The sequence below is a fragment of the Autumnicola psychrophila genome, from assembly GCF_031846645.1.
In the GTDB taxonomy this organism is placed as follows: domain Bacteria; phylum Bacteroidota; class Bacteroidia; order Flavobacteriales; family Flavobacteriaceae; genus Autumnicola; species Autumnicola psychrophila.
In genome coordinates this window covers 32,499-58,649 of record NZ_JAVRHN010000005.1, presented here as the reverse complement: position 1 = coordinate 58,649, position 26,151 = coordinate 32,499, and the positions used below count along the sequence as shown (strand labels likewise).

The window sequence follows — 26,151 nt, the reverse complement described above, 5'->3', positions numbered from 1 at the left end:
TTTGGAGCAGTGACTTTTAAGCCGATTCAAATTTTATAAAACTATATCTTCATAAGAAAAAATGGTATGGTAACCCTTACTTCGGAAATACTCTTTTTCATTTTCTCCTCCGGTGGCCATTACAAAATCACCGCCCCAGCCGCCAAGGCTCTTTATTTTACGCGGATAGTCATTAAACAGCTCCGTTTTCACCTTCGGAAGGTTTATTGCCTGAGAAATGAGCGTTTCATGAATTTCAATAAGCATTTCAAACTCTGCTAGACTTGTGCAATCGATAAATTGAAGGGTAATATTGGAAATTTTCTCAATTAGCACATCCAGGTTCTCCTGTGGCTGATTTTTGTAGTGTGCAATGGCCTGCCTGCTGTTCTGTTTGTTGTTCAGATAAACAAAAAACAAGTCATCCTTGAAAGGAGGTCGAAAATTGGCATTTAAGACCGTCCTTCCGGTTCCTGTTAATTGATAAGTCACAGGATTATTATTTTGCGCAGCAGCAATGTCGAATCCGCTGCCACCAAAAGTTTTTGCTAAAAGTTGGAATGCATCAATGTTGAACCATTGTGCGATATTATTTATGAGAGTAGAGGAGGTTCCCAAACCCCAATTTTGGTCAAAATTTAATTTCGTTTCTACGTTATATCCCATGTTCTCAGCAAATACTTCAGGATTTGAATGATGTGCAGCCTGTAAAATCTGAATTAAGCGTTTGGCAACTTCAGAAGAAGCATTTTCTGAGATACACTTTACTTCTCCGTTTTCAATCTTAAACGCTCCCTCAAACCATACTTTATCATCCTGGTCAAAGCTCTTCCAGTTCGTGGTAGTCTCTTCACTTTCATGAATTATAAGGTCCTGAGAAAATTTTGTTGGGACAGTCAGTGCTTTCGCTCCGTTTAAAACTGCATATTCGCCCGTGATGAGTAATTTACCGTTGCTTTGGAATCTTTTCATTGTTGTCTTATTTTTTCAAGCTGATCTATCACGCTACTGTGCGAAACTTTATTTTTTCTGAAGAAATCTATTATAAATTCTTTTTCCTGCGAAGTTGCATGTTGTTGATTCAGGATATTCATAAGGTGCATTTTCATGTGTCCCTGCTGAATTCCTGTTGTAATTAAAGATTTGACCGCACCAAAATTCTGGGCCAGGCCTGCCACAGCAACAATTTTCATTAAATCTTCTGCGGAAGGTTTTTGAAGGATCTGAAGCGCCAGTTTCACTAAAGGATGAAGACTGGTGAGGCCTCCTACCGTTCCCAGTGCAAGTGGTATTTCCATCCAAAACCTGAAGATTTTGTTTTCAACTGAAGCATGGGTAAGACTGGTATATTCACCATCTTTTGAAGCGTAGGCATGAACTCCTGCTTCCACGGCCCTAAAGTCATTTCCTGTAGCGAGCACAACTGCGTCGATCCCATTCATGATTCCTTTGTTATGGGTGACAGCACGATGTTTTTCAACTTCAGCAATACGAATTGCTCTAAGAAATTTATCAGCGAATTCCTGACCGTCCAGTTTGGGATCATCAGAAAGTTCATCCAGAGGGCAGGAAACTTCAGCTCTCACAACACACTCCGGAACATAATTGGAAAGAATGCTCATCAGGATCTCGATATCCTTTTCTTCAGCATTAAAATCTGAATAATTATGAGCTTCGTTCTGTAATACTTCAGCAAATTTTTCGAGACAGGAATTAATAAAGTTTGCACCCATAGAATCCCTCGTGTCGAAATTGCAGTGCAACTGATAATAGTTTTCGAGTTTTTCTGTTTTGTCTCTTAGCTCCACCTCCAGAACACCGCCACCGCGCTTTTCCATATTTTTGGTGATAGGCTTTACCGCATCAAGCAATTGGGAATATACTTCAGTGAAAAATCTTTGCAGTTTGCTGAAATCACCTTTGTAAATAAAATGAACCTGGCCAATCTTCTTTGTGTTTAACACTGTGGCTTTAAATCCGCCCCGGCTTCCCCAGAATTTTGCAGCTTTACTTGCTGCAGCAATTACCGAGCTTTCCTCAATGACCATAGGAATTGCTATTAGTCTGCCGTTAATTAAAAAATTGGGGGCAAGACCAAAAGGAAGGTAAAAATTAGATATAGTATTTTCTGTAAATTCATCATGTAACTGCTGGAGCTTATCCTCTCTGTTCCAATACTGCTTTAAGACTTTAACTGCCTCTGGATCATTATTTAGATAATAATTGCTAAGCCACTGAATTTTTTCTTCTTTGCTGAATTTGGAAAAACCGGCTACGGGTTCTGTCATTTTTGGGTTGATTTTTGAAAGTTCAAATATACAATTGTTATTTCTAGGAGTATAATCTGAAAGACCAGGTAGATACAGCTTAAAACCAATTTTTTTCATTAACAGATTATTAGCATTTAACATATAAACGCTCCTTTTTTTGCTGAAAATTTAGTAAACTTGGCCTTTCGTAAAAATTATAAAAATTAATGAAGTTCCCTAAACTTGTTGCTACGTTTTTCCTAATTGCAACCTCTTTTGTTCATGCCCAGGAAAAAGAGATCACCCTTGAAGAAATTTGGAATGGTACATTCCGGCAGGAGCGATTGCAGTCGCTGCAGTCCCTAAAAAATGGCAAGGAATACCTTGTATTAAATAACGATAGAAATGCGGGGACGACTACTATAGATGTATATAATTACAGTACCGGCGGGCAGGTTCGCACCATGCTGAATAGTGCAGATCTTCCTGGAATTTCCTCATTTCAGGATTTCGAATTAAGTGAAGATGAGGGTAAAATCCTGATCAATACAGCTTCAGAGAAAATATACAGGCGATCTTCCCGAGGGATCTACTATTTCTTCAATTTTGAAACTAAGGAATTAACCAAATTAACCGACAGGCTTGTTCAGGAGCCAACATTCTCTCCAGATGCTTCTAAAATAGCATATGTTTTCGACAATAATATTTTTGTTTACGATATCGCTTCCGGAGAGGAAACGCAGGTAACTTTTGATGGTGAAAAAAATAAGATCATCAATGGAATTACAGACTGGGTTTATGAAGAAGAATTTGCTTTTGTAAAAGCTTTCCAGTGGAATCCTTCAGGTGAAAAAATAGCTTATATCAAGTTCGACGAATCTAAAGTACCGGAATTCTCTATGGATATTTTTGGACAGAGCTTATATCCTTCAGAATATACTTTTAAATATCCCAAGGCAGGGGAGACAAATTCGCTGGTTTCACTACATATGTATGATGTAGCTTCCGAAGAGAGTCAGGAAATAGATTTAAGTGAATATACCGATTTTTATATCCCAAGGATCAAGTGGAGTGCAGATCCAATGTTGCTAAGTGTACAGGTGATTAATCGCCACCAGAATGATCTCGATCTTATCTTTGTAAATGCAGAAGATAACAGTAAAGAAGTGATCCTGAATGAAACTAACAAAGCTTATATAGACATTACCGATAACCTGACTTTTTTAGAGGATAACAGCTTTATCTGGACCAGTGAAAAAGATGGTTTTAATCATATTTATCATTACAATGATAAAGGAGATTTGATTAATCAGGTAACTTCAGGAGACTGGGAAGTGACAAATTATTATGGCTTTGATCGCAAAAAGAAGAAAATTTTCTATCAAAGCACAGAAACAGGAAGTGTCAACAGGGCGGTATATTCTATAAATCCGAAGGGTAAAAGGAAAGAACTTTTAACTCCGGAAACAGGAACCAATAGTGCCGATTTTAGTGCTGATTTTACTTACTTTATTAATTCCTTCACTGATACTGAAACTCCCTATGTTTATACCTTACACCGTGCTAAGGACGGAAAACTCATCAGGGAAATAAAGGATAACAGCAAATTGCTGGAACTGGAAGAAGCCTATAATTTTTCTCCAAAAGAACTTTCTACGATTGAAGTCAATGGAAATGAGCTTAATATGTGGATGATCAAGCCTCAGGATTTTGATGAAAACAAGGAATATCCGCTTTTGATGTTTCAGTATTCCGGGCCGGGATCACAGTCGGTTTCCAATACCTATTTTAATTCCAACGATTACTGGTATCAGTTACTGGCAGATGAAGGTTACATTATTGCTTGTGTGGATCCTCGCGGAACAGGTTATAAAGGTGCAGCATTTAAAAAAGTGACTCAGCGTGAGTTGGGGAAATATGAAGTGGAAGACCAGATCGCTGCCGCACAAAAATTCGGTTCGTGGAATTATATAGATGAAGATAGAATTGGAATATGGGGCTGGAGTTATGGTGGCTTTATGTCTTCTAACGCAATTTTGCAGGGGAATGATACCTTTTCTATGGCTATCGCCGTTGCGCCTGTTACCAGCTGGAGATTTTATGACAGTATTTATACCGAACGTTATATGACGACTCCACAGGAAAACCCTTCAGGATACGACGATAATTCACCAATTAATCATGTGGAAAAGCTTAAAGGGGATTACTTGTTAATACACGGTGGTGGTGACGATAATGTGCACCTGCAGAATACAATGCGCATGGTAGAAGCTTTGATCCAGGCCAACAAGCAATTTGACTGGGCAATATATCCGGACAAGGATCACAGTATCTACGGGGGAAACACAAGGCTTCACCTTTACACCAAAATGACAGATTTTATCAAGAATAAATTGTAAAACCTAATAAAAGGATCACATGGAATTCAAATTTGGAGGTTCGGAAGAAAATCAGCGTACAGTTTTAGGACATCCTGCGGGATTGTTTGTTCTGTTTTTTACCGAAATGTGGGAGCGGTTTTCTTATTATGGAATGCGGGCTCTTTTGGTACTTTTCTTAACTGCCTCTCTCATGGAAGAAGGCTGGGGCTGGGAGCGTCAGGATGCACTTATTCTTTATGGCTGGTATATCGGTCTGGTCTACGTGACCCCTATTTTTGGTGGTTTAATCGCAGATAAACTTCTCGGGTATCGTAATGCGGTTGTCTGGGGTGCATTGATAATGACCTTAGGACATGCATCAATGGCTTTGGAAGGTTTTACAGACTACTTTTTCTATTTAGGGCTAGTACTTTTGATCCTCGGGAATGGATTGTTTAAGCCGAATATTTCTTCAATTGTAGGGCAACTTTATAAAACAGATGACAAAGAAAAGGATGCCGGTTACACCATATTTTACATGGGAATTAATGCTGGTGCATTTCTGGGAATTCTTCTTTGTGGATATATAGGTGAAAATATTGGCTGGCACTGGGGTTTTGGGCTTGCTGGTGTCTTTATGTTCTTCGGAATGCTGCAATTTTATTTTGCCCAGAAAATCTTCGGAAAAATCGGCTTGAAACCTACAAAAGAAATTGATTATGTAGATCAAAAGACAGTTAAAGGTGAAGTGAGCTCTGAAGAAGGAGCAGTAATTAGAGATGAAGAGCCTGAGCAAAAAACTGAGACTTCATCTAAGGTAAAGGGCGACAGGATTCTTGTGATTTCTGTATTTGCGTTCTTTACAATTTTCTTTTGGTGGGCTTTTGAGCAGGCAGGTGGTTCTATGACTATTTTTGCGGCAGATTATACAGATAGGGTACTTGTTGGTAGTGGCGCATATACTTTTAAAATAATTAATGCAATTATAACAATCGTACCATTACTGGTGATTACCTATGTTTTAGGACTGCTGTTTAAACAGACCTTTGGCTCTTTTGCCAAGTCTAATGTTTTTCTTGGCTTAAGCTTTTTGATTATTTGGGGTATAGTAATTTATATTCTATACAGAGAATTTATAGCAGATGCTTCAGAAGTACCGGCTTCATGGTTTTCAGTTTTAAATTCACTGTTCATTATTCTTTTTGCTCCTCTGTTTTCTAAAATATGGGAAAGCCGATTTAATCCTACAGGTCCTGTGAAATTTGGGATTGGGCTTATTTTACTGGGAGTAGGATTTGGTGCTCTTGCATACGGAGCTTCGGGAATTCCACAGGGAGCAGAAGTGGCTTCTGTGAGTATGATTTGGTTAATTCTGGCTTACTTTTTCCATACCATAGGAGAGTTATGCGTTTCTCCCGTGGGTCTTTCTTATGTGAGTAAATTATCGCCTCCAAAATTAGTAGGGCTTATGTTTGGAATCTGGTTTATGGCCAACTTTATTGCCGGTATTCTTGGTGGATATACAGGAGGATATATAGACGCTATTTCTGAGCAATATTCATTATCTGTATTCTTCTTAATTTTCACTTCTATACCGATTTTTATGGGATTGATAATGATTCTTATAAATAAGTTCCTTGTGAAGAAAATGCACGGAATCAGATAAAAGAAAATTCTATATATAACAGAAGCATTCCTTAATTTTAGGAATGCTTCTTGCTTTGTTGAAGAAAAAAATAGAAATATGAAGCTTAAGATATTTACTTTCCTGATAATAGCCATTTTTGGTATCGCTTCACAGGCGCAGGAAATTGAGTGGATGAGTATGAACGAGGCGCTGGATGCACAAAAAGAAAATCCGAAGAGCATTTTTATGGATGCTTATACCAGTTGGTGCGGCCCTTGTAAGATGTTGGATAGTAATACGTTTTCCAATAAAGATCTTGCCCAATATGTGAATAAGCATTTCTATGCGGTTAAATTTAATGCTGAAGGTCCTGAAGAAATAGAATATAAGGACAGGGTTTTTAAAAATCCAAAATATGATGCAGAGCGTAGTGGGAGGAATAGCACCCATGAATTTGCCAGTGCAATGAGAATTTCAGGATATCCTACAATGGTGTTTTTTGATCAAAAAGGCGAAATGATCGCTCCTGTTGTTGGTTACCGTACTCCCGAGCAATTAGAGATATTCCTGAAGTTATTTGCCGGTGATGAGTATAAAAAATTCACCAGTCAGGAAGACTTCACGGAGTACAGAGAAAATTTTAAAGGTGAATTTACAAACTGAAATGATTTCCCAATTGAACACCTAAACTTAGTTTTTGTCACCTTGAGCGGAGTCGAAAGGTCAAGCAAAAACGTCCCGACTGCGCTCGATGTAACAATTTTTACTACAAATTTATTAGTTAAGTGCTTTTCCGAACAAGCACCAAATCCAAAGATAATCAGAGACGGTTATTCCGACTTTTCTGAAACAATAAAAGCTCCCTTTTCACCTGTATAGTGGAAAGGGATTTTTTTGCTTTCAGCGGTTTGTTTCCACTTTTCTACATAAGATCTGTAATTACTACCATCGGCGATAATTTGGTGAAGATTTAGTTCTGTAATTAATCTGTCGAGATTTAATTTTGGAGAGTTTGTCAGGAGTAAAATATTAGGTTCAAAATCCGGAATTTTATATACGGCTGCGCTATCCACAATGAGTAATTTTTTTCCTGAAAAGTTATAGATGCTTTGCATCTCATTTAAAGTCACAGTATTTGCTTTTGTGGCAACTTCATAATTCTTCAGAAATATTTCTTTATCCGGTTGAATATTTTCAGAAGTATAAAGAGTCAGTATTTCGTTATTTCTGAAGCCCAAAACAGTTTCGCGACTTTTATGAAAAACTACAGCTTCAGCTTGTCGATAATTGTAATTTTCAAAGAGGAGCCCGCACTGCAAAAAAATTATAGTACTTAAAAAGAAACTGAGGTTTCTGAAGTTCATTTTATAAATCAGCATGATTCCGGCGACAATCAGTAGGTACGTCAGCACTGTTAGTAATGCTGAAAATGGAATATCGGTGAGCACAAAAGCTTCCTGTGCAGCTACGACATCTACAAATTGATTCATTATCGCAATACAACTTCCGTAGAAGTCCGCGAGAAAATCCGGAAGGGCATTTATCAGCGCCAGGAAAATAATCAGAATCCCAATTCCAAGGATAAACCCAATAAATGGAAGGAGCACGAGATTTGTCAAAAAGAACAAACCCGGAAATTGATGAAAATAATACAGGCTTAACGGCAAAACCCCAATTTGCGCTGCAATACTCACGCTAAGAATTTTCCAGAAGTAGTCGGTGATTTTATATTTTGGTGAATAGAGATTATCAAGTTTTGGCTGAATAGTAACAATTGCAAAAACTGCCAGGTAACTCAGCTGAAAGCCCACCTGAAAAATGTAATACGGATTTATTAGCAACAGCACCAAAAGTGACATGAAGAGTGTGTTCATGGCGCTGGTTTTCCTTTTAAGTTGCATGCCAATTGCCAGAAAGGAGAACATCGTCACCGCCCGAATTACAGATGGGGATAAGCCGGCTATAAATGCAAACGCCCACAACAGGAGCACGATAATTGCCATTTTGAGGTACCTGCCTTTAGGGAGAAATTCTACCGGGCGCAGGAGCCAGTTGAGAATAAGCAGAATAATCCCCACATGCAGGCCCGAAACTGCCAAAATGTGCACTGCTCCGGCTGCAGCGTAATTTTCATAGGTTTCTGCGGAAATTTCTCTTCTATTACCGAGGATTAGCGCCTGGATAATTGCCATTTCCTCAGGTTGGAAACTGTAATTTCTAAGACTGGAAATACTTTTGTTTCGCCATTTTTCAGCAATGGCTTTAAACTGCCAATTTTCGTCCTTTAGTACCTCTATTTGCTGTTTTGAAAGACTGATCTGCCGAAGAACACCCAGGTTTTTCATATATTCCCTGTAATCGAACTGGTGCGGATTGAGTGGCTGGTTTATTTCTTCCAAAGCAGCAGGAATCAGCAGTTCATTACCAACTTCGAGGTTCAATTTTGTTGAATCTTTAGATATATTGATCAGGATTTTCCCAGTGAGCTTTTTTCTGCTAAATTTTTCTTCTTCGGAATTATTTGTATAAGCTTCAGAGGATTCTGTAAGGTATTTTTCGGCATAAAAACCGTCTTTTAGACTTTCTGTAATCGTAACCTTAATAATGTCTTCAGAATTGGCATTTTCAGAATAATGAATGTAATGGTTTGGCTGATTTTTGGGCTCATGGAGGTGAACTGTGATCAATCCGATGGCAAAAAAGGCAAGATATGCTGTTATTCCGAAGAAAATATCCTGAAATACATCTTTTGTAGCCCTTATGAAGGTAAAAATGAACAAAAAAAGTACAGAACCAAAAATGACAATTATCGACCCACTGGAAAATTCAGCATAGAATCCAAATAAAATACCAAGCAGGAAAACCAGGCATAGCTTTATGAGCGTGACATTTAAGAATTTCAAGACACAGAAGAATTTACTTCTGAAGATATAGAAAAATTAAATTACCCGGCGCGCCATCACAAAATTATTGTGCCAATAACTTTCTGAAAGTGAAGAAATTATTACTCCGCGTGAGCTGGTGGAGTGGATAAACAGAATATGGTCCGGCAGCACATCTACCACGAGACCGACATGATTGATTACTTTTCTGTTTTTATTGGTCTCGAAAAAAAGCAAATCGCCCACAGTGACTTCTTTTAAAAATAATCTTTTTCCTTCTAAAGACATCGCTCTGGAAGTTCTTGGCAGCGGAATATCTTCTTCCAGGTAGGCTGTATAAACCAGCCCAGAGCAGTCCATTCCTCTTTTTGTAGTACCACCATATTTATAGCCGGTGCCTTCATACTTTTTAGCGTTGGAAATGATGTTGTACACACGCTTATCTGCGGGTTCAATATCTGGGCTTGAATCAAATTTTTCTTCTGAAGAAACCATTCTTTCTGATCTGTCTTTAGACGCAACTTTGGTTCTAAAGGAGCCGCAGGAAGTTAAAGAAATTGCGAAAATTAGGAGTAAACTAAATTTCAGAAGTCCGTTTTTAAGAATTTCTGATTTATTTCTTTTGAAGAAAAATTGATTTACGGTTGAATTGTTTTCCATTATTTCAACTTTTTGCACCATTATAGATAAGTTCCGCAGTGGTTTTACTTGCGCCGGCACCTCCTAATTTTTGTTCCAAAAGATAATAATCTTCAATAATTTTTTCACGTTTTTTTCCTTCGAGGATTTTATCAAGCTCTTGTTTTAAGTTTTTCTGATTAAAGTCATTTTGAATGAGCTCCTTTACTACTTCCCGATCCATAATAAGATTTACTAATGAAATGAACTTTAGCTGAATAATTCGCTTTGCAATATGGTAGGAAATAAAACTGCCTTTGTAGCACACCACCTCCGGAACTTTAAAAAGCGCGGTTTCCAGTGTCGCAGTGCCCGAGGTTACCAGTGCCGCATGCGCCAAATCGAGAATATCGTAAGTGCGGTTCATCACCAGGTTTACATTGCTTTTTTTTATGAACTGCTGGTAAAACTCTTTCTCCTGGCTGGGTGCACCGGCAATTACAAACTGGTAATCTTTGTAAGCTTCAGTAATACTCAGCATTACTTCAAGCATTTTTGATATTTCCTGTTTACGGCTGCCGGGCAAAAGGGCAATTATCGGCCTTTTATTTAGGTTATATTGTTTTTTAAAATCTTCAGCATCTACTTTCTTCCTATTAGAAATGGCATCGATTAAAGGATGCCCTACAAAATGCACCGGGAAGTGGTGCTTCTTCTCGTAAAATTCCTTTTCAAAAGGCAGGATCACGTACATATGATCGATGTCCCTTTTTATATCTGCAATACGATTCTCTTTCCAGGCCCAGATTTGAGGGGAAACATAAAAGTGGGTGGGGATTCCCTGCTGCTTTGCCCATTTTGCAATGCGGAGATTAAAGCCCGGATAATCTACAAAAATGAGTACGTCAGGATTATAACTGGAGATGTCTTCTTTGCAAAAGGAAATATTCTTCAGGATTGTACGGAGGTTAAAAAGCACTTCTACAAAGCCCATAAAAGCCAGGTCGCGGTAATGCTTTACAAGGGTGCCGCCCTGTTGCTCCATAAGATCTCCTCCCCAAAACCGAAATTCGGAATTTTCATCTATTTCCTTTAGGGCTTTGATGAGGTTGGAGGCGTGCAGATCGCCTGAAGCTTCTCCTGCAATAATGTAGTACTTCAAAGTCTGTAGGTTTAAAATTTCTTCAGCTTACAATTTTATATACTGCAATGGCCACGGCGATGCAGATCGTAGCGAGGAGGACACCGCGGGCATGGTAATGTTGGTTTTTGTTCAGGAATACAAAGAATGGGAGAAAATTAAGTATCGCTCCCAGGGCAATGAGCTTACCCAAATATTCGTTTTTTACAGCATCGGCCAGGGTATCGTCAATATTCATTTCAGAAAAAATTGAAATATAGAGAAAAACGCCACCAATATTTGCGGCCAGACCTACTAAAAATCCAATAAATAGATCCTGTTTAGACATTAAGGTTGCGGCTGTTTAATTCTTTTATAAAATGGTGGGCGGTAAGATCGAACTGGACCGGCACTACAGAAACATATCCGTTTGTTAATGCCCATTCGTCTGTATCCTGGCCGTCATCTTTATTTACGAACTTCCCGGTGAGCCAGTAATAATCCCGTCCCTGCGGATTTGTTCGCTTGTCATATTCTTCTTCCCAATGAGCGTTTGCCTGCCTGCAGACTTTTATTCCTTTAATTTTTGAAGCGCTTAATTTTGGCAAATTTACATTTAGGACAACTCCTTTTGGAAGTCCGTTTTTCAATACATCCTGCGTGATTTTCTTAACGTACTTTTTGGCTGGTTCAAAGTCTGCGGTAAGAGAATAATCCAGCAGTGAAAATCCTATAGCCGGAATGCCTTCCACACCGGCTTCCACAGCAGCACTCATCGTGCCGGAGTAAATTACATTAATTGACGAATTTGAGCCATGGTTAATTCCGCTTACGCAAAGATCAGGCTTTCGGTGCAGGATTTCCTGCGTGGCAATTTTTACACAGTCGGCCGGGGTACCGGAACAGCTATATTCTTTATGCTTGTAATTTTTGTTAATTGTTACCGGCTCACAAAATAAAGTGTCGCTTATGGTAATCGCGTGCCCCATGCCGCTCTGTGGACTGTCGGGGGCAACCACGATCACGTCTCCCAATTCCTTCATCACTTCAACCAAAGCACGTATTCCGGGGGCGGTTATACCATCATCATTGGTTACTAAAATCAGTGGTTTTTCTTTCGGCATAACAGATAATTTAATTTGGCTAAAATAGTAATTTCAAAATGAAAGCGTATCTTAGTAGTTTAACAAATTATTAGTAGCATCTATATTTGTTGGCACAGTTTTTAATGTATTATGGAAGAAGTTAATGAAGAAATTTACGCGGTTTATGAAAAGAAATTTTAAAGTTCTTATTATGCTGATGGTGATGGCGGCCTCAGCATGCAGTTTTACAACTAAAAAGTTCGACGATCCCAGTAAAGATAAGCTCCTGATAGACCTTATTACTTATGTTTTAAATCAGGGACATTATGATGCCAGAGAAATAAATGACGAGTTTTCGAGGGAAGTGTATTTAGATTTCCTTGAGGGGATGGATCCTTCAAAGCGGTTTTTTTATGCAAAGGATGTAGAAAATTTTAGTGAATATCAGGATCTTATAGATGATGAGATAAAGAATAAGGAAATCGAATTCTTCAATCTTTCCTATAGCACATTGAACGAGCGCATGGAAGAAGCGCGAAGTCTATACAAGGATATTTTATCCCAGCCATTCGACTTTACTGAGAAAGAAAATATTAATACAGATTATGATAAGCTGGATTATGTTTCTTCTAAAGAGGAAATGAAGGAGCGTTGGAGAAAGCAGTTAAAATTTTCTACTTTAATTACTTTTAGAGATAAGAAAGAGCAGGAAGAGCAGAAGAAAGAGAATGATCCTGATTATGAAGTAAAATCTGATACCGAACTTGAAAAAGAGGCACGGGAAGTAACCCTTGAAACATTGGACGAATATTATGATTTCACAGATGATCTTGAACGAGAGGATTATTTTTCAGTATACATAAACGCTATTGTAGAAGAATTTGACCCACATACCTTTTATTTTGCACCACAGGATAAAGATCGTTTCGATATTGCCATGTCTGGTAAGCTGGAAGGGATAGGAGCAAGGCTTCAGAAGAAGAGTGACAACATTACCATTACCGAAGTAATTTCGGGTGGTCCTGCCTGGAGAAGTGAGGAGCTGGACGAAGGAGATGTAATTCTGAAAGTAAAGCAAGAAGATGAGGATGCGGCTGTAAGCATAGTAGGTATGCGACTTAACGATGCGGTAGATCTTATAAAAGGTCCTAAGGGGACTGAAGTCACCCTCACTGTTAGAAAAAAATTAATGGGTAACATTGAAGATATCACCATTACCCGGGATGTTGTGGAAATAGAAGAGACTTATGCAAAAACTTCTATGGTGGAAAAAGACGGAAAGAAATTCGGGTTAATTAATCTTCCTAAGTTTTACTTTAATATGGAAGATTATGAAGAGCGCAATGCTGCTTCAGATATTAAAAAGGATATCATTCGCCTTAAGGAACAAAACATGGAAGGACTCGTGCTTGATTTACGTAATAACGGTGGAGGATCTTTAAAAACTGTAGTTGATATTGCAGGGCTGTTTATTGAAGAAGGACCAATAGTTCAGGTAAAGTCCAGTGGAGAAAGAAAAGAAGTGCTTGAGGACGAAGATCCGGAAGTACTTTGGGACGGTCCGCTTGTGATTTTGGTAAATGAACTTTCGGCGTCGGCTTCAGAAATCCTCGCTGCCGCAATGCAGGATTATAAGCGAGCAATAATTATAGGTAGCAAACAAACTTACGGGAAAGGTACTGTGCAAAATGTGATAGATCTTAACCGGTGGTTAAGAAACAATGATTATGGTGATCTTGGTGCATTAAAACTGACAACCCAAAAGTTTTACAGAGTGAATGGTGGTTCCACCCAACTTGAAGGTGTTAAAAGTGATGTGGTTGTTCCAGACCGGTACAGCTTTGTAGATATAGGAGAAAAAGATCAGGAAAATCCACTACCATGGGATAAAATAGATCCTGCGAAGTATGAAGAATGGGACGGTTATGTAGATCTTGAGGCGACTATAGAGCAGAGTAAGCAGCGAATGAGTGAAAATGCTCAACTAAAGCTTATTGAAGAAAATGCAAGATGGATTAAGAACCAAAGTGAGGATAGTAATTACTCTCTGAATTTTGAAGAATATTCTGCGAGCATTGAGCAAAGAACAGAGCAAGCAAAAAAATACGATTCGGTTAGAGAATACGAAACTGATCTTACTTACGTTTCTCTTCCTTACGAAGAAAATGCTTTTGCAAATGATACTATACTCAAAGAAAAAAGGGATAGATGGCACAGAAGCTTAAGCGGAGATGTTTATGTGGAAGAAGCTATTAATGTTTTATCCAACATGAGGATAGACAGTTTTAAAAGTTCCAAATACGCGAATATTAAAGATTAGTTGAAGTAAATCTTACATTTGCAAAACGCCCTGAAATTTTCGGGGCGTTCTTTTTTATATTTGAATTCTATGAAAAGAAAAATACTTTATCCGGTTATCATTCTCGCTGTTGCAGCACTATTATTAGTTGCTGAACAGTGTACTTAGTGTACTTAATAGAATGATTAAATAGCTGAAATCAGAGTGCATGTTCAGGAGATTCGACAGCTTTTAATATGCGGCCGTCGGCAAGCTTCCACTCTGTCAGGCCATTGGCACTTCTTCCCATGACTATCGCAGCGGCGGCAGAGGGACTGCTGAATAAGTAATCCTGAACAAAAGTGAGGCTATTGTTTATATTTTGAATGACGCCATCCTCTACCAAACTTTGACGGAAGCTTAACCAGTTTTTTGGAAAAGATTTGGTGACAGAACCGGCTATCTGTGAATTTTTAAGTACAACAAACCCCTCGTTCGTTAGCTGTCCCTTTGCATTTGCACCTCTTGTAGAATTAATACAAAAAGTATTATCTATCTCTTCCTCTATTGTCTGACTGTTTTCCCGGAGCTCTTCAAAGATTTTAAATCCTAAAGTGTTAACCAGCAGTTTGATGTTTTCGAGAAATTCTTCCATTTCTGCTTGATCAGACTCGGAAATTACAGGCCGGGGCGGGATGTTTGCATTATCAAGATCGTATCTTTTGACACGTATAGCAGTTTCATAAAGCCTACTTTCCAAATACTTTATGTGGGCCTTATTTAGATTTTCATCTTTACTAACAAAGACAATTGCCTCGTTCCAGAAATCCTTATAAGAGAGGTGCTGAGTTAGACGCTTATAAATGCCCTCAGCTTCTCCTATGTAAGCAAGTTCTTTATTCTCGGATTTATCAGAACGTCCAAAAAGAATATAGATTCCGGTATTTTCAAGTTCAGGACGATCAGAAGAAATTTTTATTTTCTTCCGGGGAATTTTAAAAGCTTTTCCCGTCCAGTTAGAAAGCTCACAGGTCATTCGTCCATTGGGCTCTCCATCAACAAGAAATATTTTTATGGTTTTACCAAAGTTTTTCATTCTCTGAATATAAAGTATTAGCCGATTACCAGGATTTAAAAAGACAATCTTTCGGAATCCAGTTTAATAAATATGAACAGGAGAATCGTAAAGCCCCATAGCCCGGAACCTCCATAGCTTAAAAAGGGAAGAGGTATTCCCACGGTGGGAAAAACTCCTATTACCATACCAATATTCACCAGAAAATGGATAAAAATTATTCCTACCACACAATATCCGTAAACTCGATGAAATTGATTTTTCTGCCTTTCTGCAAGGATAATGAGTCGCAGCAACAGTGCGACAAACAGGATTATTAGCAGAGAGCTACCAAGAAAGCCCCATTCTTCTCCAACTGTGCTAAATATGTAATCTGTATGCTGTTCTGGAACAAAATGTCCTTTAGTTTGTGTGCCCTCTGTCCATCCTTTCCCGGTCCATCCACCGCTCCCGATGGCGATTTCGCTTTGATTTGTGTTGTATCCTATTCCGCGGGAATCAACCTCCTTCCCTAGAACTATATTAAAGCGGTCCCTGTGATGCTGCTTGAAAACGTTCTGAAAGACATAATTGACCGAAAGTGAAAAACCTATCGCCACTATACCGATAAGGAGATATTTAAGTGCACTGGGACGGTTTCTCCTGTTAAAAAAGTAGATCAACACAATTGCTGTCAGGGTTCCTGCAATTACCCAGTATGGACCAAATAAAAGGGTCATAACAAAAAGTAAAACAGCAGCAAAACCTAAAAGGATGTATTCAAAGTGGAGACCTTCCCGGTAAAGTGGAAAAACAAATGAGAAATAGATCAGGGCGCTTCCGGCATCGGGTTGCATAAGAACGAGAAATACCGGAATTCCAATTATCAAAAAAACTTTTAATTGATCTGAAAAGTTCTGCAACTTCACATCTATCCCGCTAAGGTATTTTGCGACAGCAAGAGCTGTAGCTACTTTTGCAAATTCTGCCGGTTGAATACTAACTCCACCTATAACGTACCAGGCGGTCTGTCCTGCAATAGTGCTCCCGAAGACAAACAAACCGGCAAGGAATAAAATATTTAAAGCATAAAAAACACTGGCAAAGCGCTGATAGAATTTTGCCTCTATAGAAAGTATTATAATTATTAAAAAGAAGCTGAGTCCAATCCAGAGCGCCTGCTTTCCATGAACTTCATCCAGGTCAAAGAAAGATGTTGAGGTTCCACTTAAGGAAGCAGAATATATATTGGCCCAGCCAAAAAGAACCAGAGCCAGGTAGATTAGAATGCTTGTCCAGTCGAATCCTGCTGAGCTTTTGGACATACTAGCGGTTAATTATAAAAGGTTCTCCGCTTAGGGGTTTGGCATATTCTTCTTCAAGACTATGAGATAAAATCCAATCCTCCATATCTGTACGGGTAATATTATTGCGAATATACTTTTCTATCATGAGGCTTGCAATTCTTCCGGCATATCGGCTTCCCCAGTATCCATTTTCTACAAAAACAGCAATGGCGATCTTAGGATCGTCTACCGGTGCAAAAGCAATAAAAATCGAGTGGTCTGTAAGTTGCGTCCTTTTTCCATCTATCCTCGTAAAATTTTCGGCTGTTCCTGTTTTTCCGGCAATTTCTATTCCCGGGATTCTCAAGCTTGAAGCAGTACCATTGGTGTAAACCTGATGCATTCCTTCTACGACAGGTTCAAAATGTTCAGGATCAATGGTGGTATGGTTCTTAACAGTAAATTTTTTCTCCTTAATCTTTTTGCCCTCCACCTCTTTTAATAAATGCGGAGTATAATACCATCCGCGGTTGGCAATCACTGCGGTCATATTAGCGAGCTGTATTGGTGTAAGCAAAACTTCTCCCTGGCCTATAGCGTTGGATAAAGTGGCAGTTGAATACCACTTGTAAGTGGGATAATTATAGATCTTATTATAATATTCAGAATCAGGAATTTTTCCTGGTCTTCCGTTCTGAAGGTCATTTCCTAAATAATCCCCTAGTCCGAAGCTTTTGAGATGGGCATTCCAGGTATCTATCCCTTCCTGCGGAGTAGGATATTTCTCAATAATCCTTCTATAGACATTAGCGAAATATGCATTGCAGGAATTGGCAATTCCCGGTACCATGTCCAATGGACTGCTGTGAGAGTGACAACCCATTTTTCTACCTCTACCATAGCTGTAACCATGATTGCAGGAGAATTGATCATCTACATCCACGACACCTTCCTGGAGACCTATAAGAGCGTTCATGGTCTTAAAAGGAGAACCCGGGGGATATTCAGCTAAAAGTCCGCGGTCGTAAAGTGGTTGGGCGATGGTGTCGTACCAAAGCTTTGTAAAATTTTCAGAACGCTTCCTGCCTACAAGTTTAGCGGGATCATAACTGGGAGCTGTAACCAGTGATAAAATTTCTCCTGAAGATGGTTCAATAGCAACTATTCCGCCCCGCTTATTTTCCATTAATTTTTCACCGTACGCCTGTAGAGTAGCATCTATAGAAATAGTAATATCCTTTCCTTTCTCAGGAAGAGTATCATAAATTCCATCCTTGTAAGGTCCTATATCTCTGTTAAATCTATCCTTCTGTATGTGTTTTACGCCTTTTACTCCTCTCAACAATTCTTCATATTGCTGTTCAACTCCCTGTCTACCCATTAAATCTCCTGAAATGTAGTAAGGATTGTCATTCACAGTTTTTTGGTTTACTTCAGAAATATAGCCAAGAACATTCGCGGCATTTTCCACCTGGTAATCTCTTAAAGATCGCTTCTGAATGTAAAATCCTTCATATTTCCGCATTTTCTCCTGCAGGTATGCATACTCTCCTTTTGTGAGCTGAGGTACGACGACCGAAGGTAACATTGGGGAATAAATCTTTGCCTTATCCAGCTTCTTTCCCAGCTGTTGTGGAGTAAGGCTAAGGATTTTACAAAATTCAGTGGTGTCAAAAGGCTTTAAATTCCTGGGGATCACCATTACATCGTAAGAAGGCTGATTAGAAACCATTAATTCTCCGTTGCGGTCGTAAATATATCCCCGTTGCGGATAATCATATACAACCTTAATGGCATTGTTCTGTGATCTCAGGGCAAAGGAAGTATCTACCACCTGTAAATAGAATAAGCGGCCAAGGAAGGCAATTCCGGTAGTGATTATTAATATGTAAAGGAGTACTCTTCTCATCTATATTTTTTGCTGAATAGCGCGAGGCTCAGGAAAATCAAAATTATTGTAAAAAGACTTGAGTATAAAGTTTTTTCCAGAATTAATAAGATATGATTAAAACTAAACATTTCCAGAGAAAAAAGTATAAAATGGTGAATAACAACCATTAAAAAAATATAACTCAATCTTGCTCCAAACGGCGTAGCGGAAAGCCGCAGGGTTTGGTGATCATAACTAATTCCGAAGGAAAACCGTAAAAAATTTGGTCTTATATAGGCTGCTACTAAACAAGCCGCAGCATGAATCCCCCCGCTGTCCTCAAAAATATCAATACTTATGCCAAGGAGGAACGATAATAAAAGGAATAAACTTCTATTTGAATTAAATGGATATAAAAGAACAAAAAGGAAATACAAATAGGGATTAATGTACCCTAAAAAATTGATATTATTGAGCACCAGTACCTGTAGAAAGATAAGCCCAAAAAAGCGTGCTATATTTGATAAGGTACTGCTATTCATTTTGTTCCTCCAGAGCCTCTATTTCCTGTTTGTTTCTGTTTTCAATCACATAAACGTAACCAATATTGGTCATGTCATTAAAAAGATTTATATCGATGGTATAATAGCTGCCGGTAGCATCGAGATTAAAATCGCTAATGCTTCCAATAGGGAGACCTTTAGGAAAAATAAGGGAGCGACCGCCCGTAACGATGGTGTCTCCTTTTTTTACCGGTGCCTGCCGGGGTACATCTATTAACTGAACAATATTGGGATCTTTCCCATCCCAGATTAAACTTCCAAAGTGGTTGGTTTTATTGAGTTGAGCGTTGATTTTTGATCGACTGTTTAAAATAGAAATTACACGGGAAAAATTTGCGTTGACACGATCTACAATCCCAATAATCCCCTGGCTCGTAACCACACCAAATTCTGCCACGATACCATCACTCTCTCCTTTGTCTATAGTAAGATAGTTATCAAATTTCGAATAGTTATTATTAATAACTGTGGCTGCCCTGAAGTAATAATCTCCTCTAAAAGAAGTGGTGTCAAGGTAGCTTTCTACTGCAGTAGTATCATTTAAATTGGTGAGGATGTTGCGCAGTTCCCGATTTTCGTCAAGAAGCCTTTCATTATATTCGTCCAGGTGTAGGTATGTCTGGATATTGTTCGCCCATGAATAAACGCCACCTGTTAAAGCGTTTGCAGAACTTATAAATTTGCTTTTGTGAAAGGAATGAGTCTGGATGGTTAAAAACAACGACAGCGTAAGCAGTAATAAGAAAAGAATATTATTCTTATTCCGGATAAGAAAATTAAAAATCTGCTGCATAACACGCTATTTCCCTATTTAATCAAAATCCCTTTGTAGCGGTTTAATGTTTTTAGGGTTATTCCGGTACCTCTTACAACGGCTCTCAAAGGATCTTCCGCAATATAAACGGGTAAATCTGTTTTTTGTGATAACCGCTTATCTAAACCTCTAAGCATAGAACCTCCACCTGCAAGATAAATTCCGGTATTATATATATCGGCGGCCAGCTCGGGGGGTGTTTGAGAGAGGGTTTCCATTACTGCATCTTCAATTCGAAGTATGGATTTATCAAGTGCTTTGGCGATTTCCCGGTAAGAAATATTTACCTGTTTCGGTTTTCCCGTGAGTAAATCACGACCCTGTACACTCATCTCATCTGGCGGAACTTCAAGATCTTCAGTGGCAGCACCTATCTGGATTTTAATTTTTTCCGCAGTACGTTCACCTACATAAAGGTTATGCTGCGTACGCATGTAATAAACGATATCGTTCGTAAAAACGTCACCGGCAACTTTTACAGATTTATCGCATACAATTCCTCCAAGTGCGATAACTGCAATTTCTGTAGTACCACCTCCTATATCCACGATCATATTCCCTTTTGGCTGCATAATATCAACACCAATTCCAATAGCAGCAGCCATAGGCTCATGGATGAGATAAACTTCTTTTCCATTGACCCGCTCTGCACTCTCTTTAACCGCACGCATTTCCACCTCAGTAATTCCCGAAGGAATACAAATTACCATGCGTAGGGCAGGAGTAAAGAGCTTTTTCTTTAAAGCAGGGATCTCCTTAATAAACATCGTAAGCATTTTCTCACTCGCGTCAAAATCAGCAATTACTCCATCTTTTAATGGTCGTATAGTCTTGATGTTTTCATGGGTTTTACCCTGCATCATAGCGGCTTCTTTTCCTACCGCTGTAATTTTCCCAGTAGTCCTGTCACGGGCCACTATGGAAGGGCTGTCCACTACAACCTTATCATTGTGAATGATAAGTGTATTCGCGGTTCCTAAATCTATTGCTATTTCTTCAATGAGAAAATCGAAAAATCCCATATAATAATGTGTGTTGAGGTTTGGTAAATGTACTAAAATTAATGCTTGAAATGACGGGTTCCCGTCAGCACCATAGCAATATTATTTTGGCTGCAGTAATCAATACTTTCTTTATCTTTAATTGAGCCGCCCGGCTGTATAACAGCTGAAATTCCCGCATTTCCGGCGATTTCCACGCAGTCAGGAAATGGGAAGAAAGCATCACTTGCCATTACAGCTCCCTTTAGGTCAAAATTAAATGAATTTGCTTTCTCGATACTTTGCCGCAAAGCATCTACACGTGAGGTTTGACCTGTGCCACTCGCAAAAAGTTGTTTATTTTTTGCCAGAACAATTGTGTTGGATTTAGTGTGCTTACAGATTTTCGACGCAAATATCATATCAGATAACTCCTTATCGGAAGGTTTATTCTCTGTCGCAAAAGTTAAATTCTCAGCAGCGTCTGTTATATTGTCTTTATCCTGAACCAGAACTCCGTTAAGACAGGTTCTTACCTGAGATTCCGGTAATGCAGTTTCCTTCTGAACAAGTAAAATTCTGTTCTTCTTTCCTTTTAAAATTTCTTCTGCTTCGGAAGAAAAAGAGGGCGCGATCACCACTTCGCAAAATAACTTGTGTATTTCTTCAGCAGTAGCTTTATCAATTTCCACATTACTAATCAATATTCCGCCGAAAGCTGAAACGGGATCGCCGGCCAAAGCATCTACATAAGCCTGGTAAATAGAATCTCTTTGCGCAAGTCCGCAGGCATTGTTATGCTTCAGAATTGCAAAAGTAGGGGCGTCACCTTTAAATTCGTTCATCAGGTTTACCGCAGCGTCTACATCAAGAAGATTATTATAAGAAAGTTCTTTCCCGTGAAGTTTATCAAATAATTCATCAAATTCACCGTAGAAAGTACCTTTTTGGTGAGGATTTTCACCATAGCGCAGGGCCTTTCCGGTCAAAATGCTCTCCTTGTATGCAGGGATTTCTGTGTCGGTATTAAAATAATTAAAAATTGCAGTGTCATAATGAGAAGAAATATTAAATGCTTTTGCAGCAAATCTCTTACGGTCCGCAAGACTGGTTTCACCATTCTTTTCATTCAGCAGTCCTTCAAATTCCTGGTAATCGTTTACTGAAGAAACACAAATTACATCCTTGAAATTCTTTGCCGCTGCACGAATTAAGGAAATTCCGCCAATGTCTATTTTCTCTATAATATCCTGTTCTGAAGCGCCGGAAGCTACCGTTTTCTCAAAAGGATATAAATCCACAATAACTATGTCTATCTGGGGAATTTCAAATTTCTCTATTTCACTAACATCACTTTCATTATCCTGGCGATTAAGAATCCCGCCAAAAACTTTTGGATGAAGGGTTTTCACTCTTCCGCCAAGGATAGATGGGTAAGAAGTAACATCTTCAACAGGAATCACTTCTATTCCAAGATCCTTTATAAACTTCTCGGTACCCCCGGTAGAATAGATGGTGATTCCAAGATCATTTAGTTTTTTGGCAATTGGTGCTAAACCTTCTTTACTGAAAACAGAAATTAGGGCAGATTTAGCTTGTTTTAAGTTACTCATTATGTTGTGTTTGTTAGGGTGGCAAAAGTAAGTAATTCACTTAAAAAAATTAAAGGCTGCTGTTCTTATTTCTCAATAAATTTTGTAACGAATAATTAATGCCTGCGTCTTATCTTTAATCCTTCAAATAACAGCGGTTTTATATGCTTATTTATCTTAGAGTTTTAAAGGAAAGTTTCTTTTTTGCATTAAATGCACTACGGAATAATAAGCTGCGGACATTTCTTTCTTTATTGGGGGTTACCATAGGTATATTTTCAATTATTGCGGTTCTGGCTGCTGTAGATTCACTGGAGCGTGAAGTAAAAGGAAGCCTTAGCGCACTGGATAACAGTACCGTGATTATCATGAAATATTCCTTTGGGAATACAGATATCCCGCAGTGGAAGAGACAACAGTTTCCAAATGTTTCTTATGATGAATACCAGCACCTTACCCGTAGTGTTCCAGATGTGGAAGCTTCGACTTTCGCCCAGGGTGTGCCGCAGGAGTCCATAAAATATCAGGATATTACCAGTACGGGCGTTGGTGTAATTGCAGTTACCAGCGGTTATTATGATATTGAAGAATTTGAAATAGCTGAAGGCCGGTTCTATAATGAATCTGAATCTGGAAGCGGAGCACCGGTAATTGTTCTGGGCTACGAAATTGCCAACAACCTTTTTGAAAATACTAATCCTTTAGGAAAACAGGTGAGGATGTACGGCAGGAGGTTAACAGTAATTGGCGTGTTGGAAAAACAAGGTTCAGGATTGTTTGGTAATTCGCGGGATGGCCAGGTGATGGTGCCGGTAAATTTAACTCGCCGGATATTTGGGGACAATAATAAGAATATTTTTGCGCAAATTATTTTAAAACCTGAAGATGGAGTAGATAATGATGAATTCCTTGCAGTAGTAGAACAGCAGCTCAGAAATTACCGCGGATTAAAACCTGATGAAGTCAGCACTTTTTTTGTGAACCAGGTTCAGGGTTTTGCAGATAGTATAGACATGATTACAGGTCAGCTCAATATCATCGGATTGATAATAAGCGGATTTTCGCTATTAGTTGGTGGCTTTGGAATTGCAAATATTATGTTTGTGAGCGTAAAAGAACGCACCAACCTCATTGGAATTCAAAAATCTCTGGGAGCGAAGAATCGTTTTATTTTGTCGCAATTTCTTTTTGAAGCAATCATCCTTTCGGTAATAGGTGGATTAATCGGACTTTTCTTTGTGTGGCTGGTTTCCATTATCGCTTCGCAATTTACCGGTGATTTCGAGTTTGTGCTTTCTCCAATGAATATACTCATTGGAACAGCAGTTTCTGCAATTATTGGTCTTATTTCCGGAATTATTCCAGCAATATCAGCTTCAAAACTTGATCCTGTGGAAGCAATTAGAACCGGAATGTGATTGTAGGAAGCAAGGTTAGGTTAGAAGCTATTTTAAATTCTGAATTTCTTTTAGCGATGTTCTAAAATTGGCAATTATCGACCAGCCGAAGTGATTTTTACCACAAATTCACAAATGAATTTTTAATGCTCCCGCAGATAACGCTGTTTTACGCAGAGTCTTTTGAAAAGGAGCTATGCTGAAAATGTCAATTATCGATCTGTAAATTTTTTGCAGTTTTAATTTGAAAGATTACCCTTAAACTCTAAACTCTAAACTCTAAACTCCAAACTCCAAACTCCGAATTCCGAACAGACTAAGCTACAATTCTGGCTACTTTCTCATTTACCCATTCTAAAAATTCTTCATCTTCTTTAGAAAAAGGATCAGGAGTATTGGAATCAATATCAATTTGTCCAATGTTTTCACCATCCACGAAAAGCGGAACAACAATTTCTGCCTTTACATTTATGCTGCAGGCAATATAATTGTCCTGTGCTTTTACATCTGGCACAACAAAGTTTTTGTTGGAAACGGCAACCTGTCCGCAAATTCCTTTTCCGAAAGGAATAATGGTGTGATCTGTTGGTTCTCCGGCGAAGGAATGTAATTTAAGTTCTTCTTTATTACCATTTTTAAAGTAAAAACCCACCCAGTCGTAGTACTCGACATTCTCTCGCAGGAGCTCACAAATTTCTGTAAGCCTTTTGTCTACAGAAGTTCCTCCTCCTATTATTTCCTCAACCCTGGTTTTTAATTTTTCAAATGACATAACTTTGATATTTTCTGCAAAAGTATTTGATTTTTTATAGTCGGCAAGCTTTAGTATTTGTATAAATTTGTTAAAACCCATTACGTTTTTGCTTCAGCTATTTCGGAAATACAGTTCAGTGCTTCGATTCATTTTTATGTTCCTCGGGAGCTATTTTGTCTTTTCGATGTTCTATAATGCCTATCTTATTTTCTTTAGATCTGAAACTTATTTTCCAGATTATCTCACTCACATAGTGGGCGTTCAAAGCGAGGCGCTAATAAAATCCTTCGGTTATAATTCCACTGTACTTCCGCATCAAACAGAGCCATCCATGAAGCTTTTTGTAAATGAAGTATATCTCGCCAGGATTGTTGAAGGCTGCAATTCTGTTAGCATTATCATTCTTTTTACGGCGTTTATTCTTTCGTTCTTCGGAAGGCTGAAAAGCACAATAATTTATATTCTGGCAGGAGCAGTAATAATTTACGCGATGAATATTATAAGAATTGCCATTTTAGCGATTGGTCTTTATGAATATCCGCAATACTCTTCGATCCTGCATAGTGTGGTTTTTCCGCTTATTATTTATGGTACCGTCTTTATTCTTTGGGTAATTTGGGTGCAGATTTTCTCTAATTCTGTTAAAACATGAAGCAAAAGAGGAGAATAGCAGGAATTTCTTTACTGGTAATATTACTGGTGCTGGTCAGGTATTTCGAAAACGAGCTCTTTTACGATCCTTTACTTTGGTTTTATCAGGGGGATTACCTGAACGATAAAACTCCCGAATTCGATTTCTGGCCGTTGGTGCTGAATGTCATGCTGAGGTTCTTCATCAACACAGCCATTTCCCTTTACATCTTGTATGTTGCTTTCCTCGATAAGAACATTCTAAAGTTTAGTGCTCTTCTCTACGGAATCCTATTTATCCTCGCGGGCAGTATTTTTATTTATCTTCTGCTGAATATCGAAAATGAGCATTTTCTAGCCCTCTTTTATGTTAGACGATTTTTGATCCATCCTATTTTTATACTGATTTTGCTTCCTGCATTTTACTATTATCGCCTTAGGAATAAAAAATTCGGTAAAATTGAAAGCTTTTCCCAAAATACCTAAAGCACAATTTCTTTTTCTGCCATAAATTTGTTTCTTAAGTTTTAGTAATCTGCTGATTATTAAAAAAGTTGTATTTTTGTAGCTGATGAAAAAATCACTTCATACTTGTATTTCCATATTAATGGCATTTGTAGTGCTGTTTTCTACCGTTTCTTTTACGGTAGATAAACATTTCTGCGGAAGCATATTGGTGGATACTGCAATCTTGGCAAAAGCCGAAACCTGCGGGATGGAAATGACGTCTTCTGAAGACACTATTATGGCGGATTCCTGCTGCAGCAATCAAAAATTAGCTGTAGAAGGTCAGGATGAGTTAAAACATTCGTTTCAGTCTTTCGACCTGGATCAACAACTGTTTTTAACCACATTTACCTGGGCTTACATCAACCTGTTCGAAGGACTTCCGGAACAGGTAATTCCGTTTAAAGATTATTCCCCGCCTTTGCTGGTCACAGATATACATCTGGTAGACAGCGTATTTCTTATTTGATATCTAAAGATGTTCTGTAGGCTAAGCCTTTCCTAAC

The 26,151-nt window shown here is 38.6% G+C and carries 23 protein-coding genes; 8 read left to right on the top strand and 15 right to left on the bottom strand.

Annotation, left to right across the window (positions count from 1 at the left end):
- Positions 1 to 33: 33 nt before the first annotated feature.
- Both RM541_RS07595 and RM541_RS07590 read right to left on the bottom strand, forming a co-directional pair.
- On the bottom strand, positions 34 to 951 hold the full coding sequence (locus RM541_RS07595; RefSeq protein ID WP_311499621.1) for a GYDIA family GHMP kinase: 918 nt from the start codon (positions 949 to 951) through the stop codon (positions 34 to 36).
- Positions 948 to 2,366, bottom strand: a complete 1,419-nt coding sequence (locus tag RM541_RS07590; RefSeq protein ID WP_311499620.1) for a hydroxymethylglutaryl-CoA reductase, degradative — start codon at positions 2,364 to 2,366, stop codon at positions 948 to 950. The genes RM541_RS07595 and RM541_RS07590 overlap by 4 nt, the downstream gene beginning before the upstream one ends.
- Positions 2,367 to 2,455: 89 nt before the next feature.
- On the opposite strand from RM541_RS07590, the gene RM541_RS07585 reads away from it, so the two are divergent.
- From RM541_RS07585 to RM541_RS07575, 3 genes are all read left to right on the top strand, one after another.
- Positions 2,456 to 4,627: a S9 family peptidase gene (locus RM541_RS07585; RefSeq protein WP_311499619.1), complete on the top strand. Its 2,172-nt coding sequence runs from the start codon at positions 2,456 to 2,458 to the stop codon at positions 4,625 to 4,627.
- A gap of 19 nt (positions 4,628 to 4,646) precedes the next feature.
- On the top strand, positions 4,647 to 6,254 hold the full coding sequence (locus tag RM541_RS07580) for a peptide MFS transporter (RefSeq protein ID WP_311499618.1): 1,608 nt from the start codon (positions 4,647 to 4,649) through the stop codon (positions 6,252 to 6,254).
- Between the two features lie 78 nt (positions 6,255 to 6,332).
- Positions 6,333 to 6,878 (top strand): thioredoxin family protein, encoded by a 546-nt coding sequence (locus RM541_RS07575; RefSeq protein ID WP_311499617.1) that lies wholly within the window; start codon positions 6,333 to 6,335, stop codon positions 6,876 to 6,878.
- A 167-nt stretch (positions 6,879 to 7,045) separates the two neighbouring features.
- Here the strand turns inward: RM541_RS07575 and RM541_RS07570 are convergent, their stop codons facing one another.
- From RM541_RS07570 to surE, 5 genes are read right to left on the bottom strand one after another with little or no spacing between them, the layout of a single operon-like run.
- On the bottom strand, positions 7,046 to 9,118 hold the full coding sequence (locus RM541_RS07570; protein WP_311499616.1) for a ComEC/Rec2 family competence protein: 2,073 nt from the start codon (positions 9,116 to 9,118) through the stop codon (positions 7,046 to 7,048).
- Between the two features lie 36 nt (positions 9,119 to 9,154).
- On the bottom strand, positions 9,155 to 9,757 hold the full coding sequence (locus RM541_RS07565) for a C40 family peptidase (protein ID WP_311499615.1): 603 nt from the start codon (positions 9,755 to 9,757) through the stop codon (positions 9,155 to 9,157).
- A 4-nt stretch (positions 9,758 to 9,761) separates the two neighbouring features.
- Entirely contained in the window at positions 9,762 to 10,877 is a 1,116-nt protein-coding gene (lpxB, locus tag RM541_RS07560; protein WP_311499613.1) for a lipid-A-disaccharide synthase, read from the bottom strand.
- Positions 10,878 to 10,899: 22 nt separating this feature from the next.
- Positions 10,900 to 11,184 carry a hypothetical protein gene (locus tag RM541_RS07555; RefSeq protein WP_311499612.1) on the bottom strand — a complete coding sequence of 95 codons (285 nt, stop codon included), beginning with the start codon at positions 11,182 to 11,184 and terminating at the stop codon, positions 10,900 to 10,902.
- Complete coding sequence (surE, locus tag RM541_RS07550; RefSeq protein WP_311499611.1) at positions 11,177 to 11,959, bottom strand: 5'/3'-nucleotidase SurE; 783 nt, start codon at positions 11,957 to 11,959, stop codon at positions 11,177 to 11,179. Before surE ends, RM541_RS07555 begins: the two co-directional genes overlap by 8 nt.
- A gap of 145 nt (positions 11,960 to 12,104) precedes the next feature.
- Here surE and RM541_RS07545 point away from each other — a divergent pair, with 145 nt between their 5' ends.
- Positions 12,105 to 14,240: a carboxy terminal-processing peptidase gene (locus RM541_RS07545; RefSeq protein ID WP_311499610.1), complete on the top strand. Its 2,136-nt coding sequence runs from the start codon at positions 12,105 to 12,107 to the stop codon at positions 14,238 to 14,240.
- 178 nt (positions 14,241 to 14,418) lie between these two features.
- On the opposite strand, the gene RM541_RS07540 is transcribed toward RM541_RS07545, so the two are convergent.
- Genes RM541_RS07540 through purH form a run of 7 tightly spaced genes read right to left on the bottom strand, consistent with a single transcriptional unit; the run spans position 14,419 to position 22,378 of the window.
- Positions 14,419 to 15,294 (bottom strand): GIY-YIG nuclease family protein, encoded by an 876-nt coding sequence (locus RM541_RS07540; RefSeq protein WP_311499609.1) that lies wholly within the window; start codon positions 15,292 to 15,294, stop codon positions 14,419 to 14,421.
- Positions 15,295 to 15,329: 35 nt separating this feature from the next.
- Positions 15,330 to 16,577, bottom strand: coding sequence for a rod shape-determining protein RodA (gene rodA / locus RM541_RS07535; RefSeq protein WP_311499608.1), 1,248 nt, complete (start codon positions 16,575 to 16,577; stop codon positions 15,330 to 15,332).
- A 1-nt stretch (position 16,578) separates the two neighbouring features.
- A complete protein-coding gene (gene mrdA / locus RM541_RS07530) occupies positions 16,579 to 18,447 on the bottom strand; it encodes a penicillin-binding protein 2 (protein WP_311499607.1) in 1,869 nt (622 codons plus the stop codon).
- Positions 18,444 to 18,950: a rod shape-determining protein MreD gene (gene mreD / locus RM541_RS07525; protein ID WP_311493942.1), complete on the bottom strand. Its 507-nt coding sequence runs from the start codon at positions 18,948 to 18,950 to the stop codon at positions 18,444 to 18,446. Before mreD ends, mrdA begins: the two co-directional genes overlap by 4 nt.
- Positions 18,943 to 19,764 carry a rod shape-determining protein MreC gene (gene mreC, locus RM541_RS07520; protein ID WP_311499606.1) on the bottom strand — a complete coding sequence of 274 codons (822 nt, stop codon included), beginning with the start codon at positions 19,762 to 19,764 and terminating at the stop codon, positions 18,943 to 18,945. The genes mreD and mreC overlap by 8 nt, the downstream gene beginning before the upstream one ends.
- 14 nt (positions 19,765 to 19,778) lie before the next feature.
- On the bottom strand, positions 19,779 to 20,807 hold the full coding sequence (locus RM541_RS07515; protein ID WP_311493940.1) for a rod shape-determining protein: 1,029 nt from the start codon (positions 20,805 to 20,807) through the stop codon (positions 19,779 to 19,781).
- Positions 20,808 to 20,845: 38 nt separating this feature from the next.
- Positions 20,846 to 22,378 carry a bifunctional phosphoribosylaminoimidazolecarboxamide formyltransferase/IMP cyclohydrolase gene (purH, locus tag RM541_RS07510; RefSeq protein ID WP_311499605.1) on the bottom strand — a complete coding sequence of 511 codons (1,533 nt, stop codon included), beginning with the start codon at positions 22,376 to 22,378 and terminating at the stop codon, positions 20,846 to 20,848.
- 143 nt (positions 22,379 to 22,521) lie between these two features.
- Between purH and RM541_RS07505 the strand changes: the two genes are divergently transcribed.
- Complete coding sequence (locus RM541_RS07505; protein ID WP_311499604.1) at positions 22,522 to 23,775, top strand: ABC transporter permease; 1,254 nt, start codon at positions 22,522 to 22,524, stop codon at positions 23,773 to 23,775.
- A gap of 295 nt (positions 23,776 to 24,070) precedes the next feature.
- On the opposite strand, the gene RM541_RS07500 is transcribed toward RM541_RS07505, so the two are convergent.
- Positions 24,071 to 24,526 (bottom strand): GAF domain-containing protein, encoded by a 456-nt coding sequence (locus RM541_RS07500; protein WP_311499603.1) that lies wholly within the window; start codon positions 24,524 to 24,526, stop codon positions 24,071 to 24,073.
- 88 nt (positions 24,527 to 24,614) lie between these two features.
- Here RM541_RS07500 and xrtF point away from each other — a divergent pair, with 88 nt between their 5' ends.
- The 3 genes from xrtF to RM541_RS07485 all read left to right on the top strand — a co-directional run bounded on the left by xrtF (position 24,615) and on the right by RM541_RS07485 (position 26,114).
- Positions 24,615 to 25,160 carry an exosortase family protein XrtF gene (gene xrtF / locus RM541_RS07495; RefSeq protein WP_432264666.1) on the top strand — a complete coding sequence of 182 codons (546 nt, stop codon included), beginning with the start codon at positions 24,615 to 24,617 and terminating at the stop codon, positions 25,158 to 25,160.
- Positions 25,157 to 25,624, top strand: a complete 468-nt coding sequence (locus RM541_RS07490; RefSeq protein WP_311499601.1) for an exosortase F system-associated membrane protein — start codon at positions 25,157 to 25,159, stop codon at positions 25,622 to 25,624. Before xrtF ends, RM541_RS07490 begins: the two co-directional genes overlap by 4 nt.
- An 85-nt stretch (positions 25,625 to 25,709) precedes the next feature.
- A complete protein-coding gene (locus RM541_RS07485) occupies positions 25,710 to 26,114 on the top strand; it encodes an HYC_CC_PP family protein (RefSeq protein WP_311499600.1) in 405 nt (134 codons plus the stop codon).
- The last annotated feature ends 37 nt before the right edge of the window (positions 26,115 to 26,151 follow it).